4 protein-coding genes are annotated in these 4,828 nt (G+C 32.6%); all 4 read left to right on the top strand.

The features are described 5' to 3' along the window. Window positions 1-170: 170 nt before the first annotated feature. The 4 genes from msrA (at window position 171) to gnd (ending at window position 4,804) form a co-directional block, all read left to right on the top strand. Window positions 171-713, top strand: a complete 543-nt coding sequence (gene msrA, locus CKF59_RS05800; RefSeq protein WP_119535014.1) for a peptide-methionine (S)-S-oxide reductase MsrA — start codon at window positions 171-173, stop codon at window positions 711-713. A 153-nt stretch (window positions 714-866) separates the two neighbouring features. After that, window positions 867-2,411, top strand: a complete 1,545-nt coding sequence (zwf, locus tag CKF59_RS05805; protein WP_119535015.1) for a glucose-6-phosphate dehydrogenase — start codon at window positions 867-869, stop codon at window positions 2,409-2,411. Window position 2,412: 1 nt separating this feature from the next. Continuing rightward, on the top strand, window positions 2,413-3,288 hold the full coding sequence (gene pgl / locus CKF59_RS05810) for a 6-phosphogluconolactonase (protein WP_119535016.1): 876 nt from the start codon (window positions 2,413-2,415) through the stop codon (window positions 3,286-3,288). 46 nt (window positions 3,289-3,334) lie between these two features. Beyond that, window positions 3,335-4,804 carry a decarboxylating NADP(+)-dependent phosphogluconate dehydrogenase gene (gnd, locus tag CKF59_RS05815; RefSeq protein ID WP_119535017.1) on the top strand — a complete coding sequence of 490 codons (1,470 nt, stop codon included), beginning with the start codon at window positions 3,335-3,337 and terminating at the stop codon, window positions 4,802-4,804. The last annotated feature ends 24 nt before the right edge of the window (window positions 4,805-4,828 follow it).

A 4,828-nucleotide genomic window follows, 5' to 3' on the forward strand; every position in this document is an offset into this window, starting at 1 on the left:
TATGAATAAAATTTATAAAGAATACAGAAAGTAATAAAGATTTTAACTAAATTCTCACTTGGTAGTAATTAGTTACTTAGAAAAGAATTGATCTTTAATATATAAAGAAATAGAACTTTATAGAAACAGATCTTTATTGATAATTTACCTTTAATGATTTGGAGTAAAATATGGCAAAAAAAGAAATTTACTTAGCAGGTGGGTGCTTTTGGGGAACTGAAAAGTTCTTAAAAAGTCTTCTCGGTGTAGAAGCAACAGAGGTGGGGTTTGCTAATGGTAATCAAGAGCAAGTGAGCTATAAAGAAGTTTGTACCGGAACTACAGCTCATGTGGAAGCGGTTAAAGTAACTTATGATAATCAAGTATTACCTTTAGAAGAACTCTTAGAGGCTTTTTTACAAACTATAGATCCGACATTAGAAAATCAACAAGGAAATGATAAAGGGACGCAATATAGAACAGGGATTTACTCTTTAGCTTCTGATTTTGCAGATCAAAAAGAGCTTATTGCTAAGGTTCTTGAAAATGAGCAACTTAAGTATCAAGCAAAAATTGTAGTAGAGAATTTACCTTTAAATAACTATTGCAGTGCTGAAGAATATCATCAAAAATATCTAGATAAAAACCCTGGTGGTTATTGTCATCTTAACTTCAATGATTTAAGTTCTGTAATCGAAACTCAGAATAAAAAATCTCAAACTAGATTGAAATAAGTCTTAGCTAAAGCTAAGGCTTTTATTATTAACAAATATTGACTACTTGGGGTATAATATAGCGGTGAAAAGCTATCAATTGAAATCCTAATTCAAACTCAGCTTTGCATAATAAGAGAAAAGGCAAAGTTAAATTTACAATTATAAATAATTATGGTAACAAAAACTGAAGATAGTATCATTGTTATTTTTGGAGCTACAGGTGATTTAACACAACGTAAATTGCTTCCTTCATTATTTGGTTTATTTTGTAACGAATTAACTCCAAATAAATTTAAAATAATGGCAATAGGTCGTAGTTCAATTGAAAACACTGACTTTCAAAATAAATGTAGAGATTCAATTGAGAAAGTAAAAGAAGATTTCTTAAAAGAATCGCAAAAAAATAATGCAGAATTAGCTAATAAACTTGTAAATGATTTTATTGAGAAAATTGTTTATGTAAAGGCTAATGCCATAGATCCTAGTGATTATGCTCATTTAAAAGAGGTGTTAGAGAATAGTGCTAAAGATTTAGGCATCAAACCTAACTTTGTTTTCTATATGTCGACGCCTCCTAGTGCTTATACTACGATTGCTCAACATTTAAGTTCAGTAGGTTTAGCGGATCAAACCTATGGTTGGAGACGTTTAATTATTGAAAAACCATTTGGTTATGATGTAGAGTCTGCTCAAACTTTAAATAATGATTTACATCAATATTTCAAAGAAGAACAGTTATATCGTATTGATCACTACTTAGGTAAAGAAACGGTACAAAATATTTTAGTATTCCGTTTTGCTAATGCATTATTTGAGCCGATTTGGAATCGTAATTACATTAGCTATGTAGAGATAACAGCTGCTGAACAACTAGGAGTTGAAGGGCGAGCTGCTTATTACGATCAATCTGGTGCTTTAAGAGATATGTTACAAAATCACTTGTTAAATGTATTCTCTTTTGTAGCAATGGAAGCTCCTGCAAGAATAGATGCTGATTCTATTCGTGATGAACAAGTAAAAGTTATTCGTAGTTTAGAACCAATTAAACTTGAAACCATTGAAGAACAAGTTCTTCTTGCACAGTATGGTGCTAATCCAAATAATCCTGAACAAAAAGCTTATAAAGATGAAGAGGGCGTAGATCCAAATTCAACTACTGAAACTTATGTACAAGCAAAAATTGAAGTAGATAACTGGCGTTGGTCAGGAGTGCCATTCTTTGTGCGTACAGGTAAACGCTTAAAAGATAGAATCGCTGAAATCTGTATTCATTTTAAACGTTCTCCACACCAAGATTTTAAAGATCGTGCACCTGAAAATAACTTAGTAATTCGCATTCAACCTAATGAATCAATTCAAATGAATTTTGGGATGAAGCGTCCAGGTTCAGGATTTAATATTTCTGAAGTACCTATGGATTTTAAATATACAGATTTAAATCGTAGTGAAAAGAATATGTTAATTCTAGATGCTTACCAGCGCTTATTATTAGACGCAATTAGAGGTGATGCAACTCTCTTTACTCGTTCTGATTTTGTTTTAGAATGTTGGAAATACGTGCAACCAATTATTGACTATAAGAAACAAAATCCAAAAATTCATACTTATGAATCTGGTAGTTGGGGACCTGAAGCTTCTGTAGATTTATTACAAAAATCTGGATTTAAGTGGCATTTTGATTGCGTAGAAGAAAGAGAAGAGAAATTAAAAAGTTAATATGTCTAGAGTAATTTTTGAAAAATCTAACTATAAAATCATCGAAGCAGATGGAGATGAGTTATTAATTCCGGTTGCCCAAAAGTTATTAGCTTTAAGTCAAGAGCAAGAAGCAAAACACATTTCTCTCTTTGGTGGTTCTACCGTATTTAAATTATTTGCCTACTTAGAAAAATCAGGTTTAAGTGAGCAAATCAATTGGAATAACCTTCATTTATGGTGGAATGATGAGCGTCTAGTTGAACATACTTCTTCAGAGAGTAATTATGGTGAGTTAAACCGTAAATATTTAAGTAAGCTCAATATAAATGCGGAAAATATTCATCCAATTCAAGGTTTTACCCAAGATAAATTAGAATACTCATATGTTGAAGCTGAAGTTAATCGTATGACTGACTTAGTGCGTGAGTTAATTCCAGCTAATTCCCAAGGGATACCTAGCTTTGATCTAATTGTTTTAGGAATAGGTGATGATGGGCATACAGCTTCATTATTTCCAGCAGTATTTGATTTAGAAACTACAGATTGGTATATTCCTGCATTTCATCCATTAACATCACAACCAAGAATTTCTCAATCTCTTGAGTTAATTAATGCTGCTAAGGAAATTTGTTTTATCGCTTCAGGAGCGGGTAAAGCTCATATTCTAGGGCAAACAATTCCAGCAGTTGCGGGAGTTTTATTATTACAAGACTTAATACGTCAACAACATCAAGATTATAATATTTATCAAGTAGTGAAAGAAAAATTTGGTAATGAGTATGTATTAGTGTACGTTGGTCTTAATAGTAAAACCACTATGTATCTAGATTCTGAAGCTGCTAAAGAAATTGATGTAAATACATTAACAGAGCTTTCTAATAATTTAGCTAAATAGTTGAGCTAAGAATAGTTTATTCAATTCAATAATTAAGAGGAAAATTATGTCTTTAAATTATGACATTGGCGTTGTAGGTTTAGCGGTAATGGGGCAAAACCTGATTTTAAACATGAATGACCATGGGTTTAAAGTTGTCGCTTATAACCGTAGCCAAGATAAGGTTATAGACTTTATAAACGGTCCTGCAAAAGGTACAAATATTGTAGGAGCTCAATCTTTAGAAGATATGGTAGCTAAATTAGCTTCTCCACGTAAAGTATTTTTAATGGTACGTGCTGGAGAAGTGGTTGATAATTTTATCGCTCAATTATTACCATTACTTGATGAAGGTGATATTATTATTGATGGTGGAAACTCTAACTATGTAGATACGACTCGTCGTACCAAATACTTAGAAGAGAAAGGTATTCTATATGTAGGTGCTGGTGTTTCTGGTGGTGAAGAAGGTGCTCGTCGTGGTCCTTCAATTATGCCTGGTGGTAATCCAGCAGCGTGGGAATCGGTAAAACCTATTTTACAAGCGATTTCAGCAAAAACTCCAGATGGTCACCCTTGCTGTGATTGGGTAGGTAAAGAAGGTGCTGGTCACTTTGTGAAAATGGTGCACAATGGGATTGAGTATGGTGATATGCAATTAATTTGTGAAGCTTACCATTTCCTTTCTGAATATGTAGATGTAACTCATGATCAGTTAGCAGATATTTTTGCCGCTTGGAACAAAACTGAGTTAGACTCTTATTTAGTAGAGATTACTGCTGATATTTTACGTTTTAAAGATGAAGATGGTTCACCATTAGTAACCAAAATCTTAGATACAGCAGGACAAAAAGGTACAGGTAAATGGACAGGAATTAATGCACTAGACTTTGGTGTACCTTTAACTTTAATTACTGAATCAGTATTTATGCGTTGTGTTTCTGCTTTAAAACAACAACGTTTAGAAGCTGAGCAAGTATTTGGAGCAATTCATCCTCCTGTAGAAAATAAATTATCATTTGAGCAAGCAGGGGAATTAATTGAACATGTACGTAAAGCTTTATTAGCAGCGAAAATCATTTCTTATGCTCAAGGCTTTATGCTAATGAAAACTGCTTCAGATGAGTTTAATTGGGATATTAATCTAGGTAATACCGCTCTTTTATGGAGAGAAGGATGTATTATTAGATCTAAATTCTTACAAGATATTAAAAATGCGTTTGATAAAAATCCTAATTTAAACTTCTTAGGTTTAGATGATTATTTCCGTGAAATTTTAATTTCTTGTTTACCTAGCTGGAGAAAAATTTGTACTCTATCTATTGCTCATGGCATTCCAGTTCCATGTATGGCTGCAGGTTTACAGTTCTTAGATAGTTATACTTTAGGTAAATTACCAGCTAACTTATTACAAGCACAACGTGACTATTTTGGTGCACATACTTATCAACGTGTAGATCGTCCTTTAAGTGAAGTATTCCACACTAACTGGACAGGTACAGGTGGTGATGTTTCTGCTACTAAATATGATGTATAAAAAATAAAATAAGTAAAAAGGATC

Origin of the sequence: Psittacicella gerlachiana, from assembly GCF_003585965.1 — a bacterium.
GTDB lineage: Bacteria > Pseudomonadota > Gammaproteobacteria > Enterobacterales > Psittacicellaceae > Psittacicella > Psittacicella gerlachiana.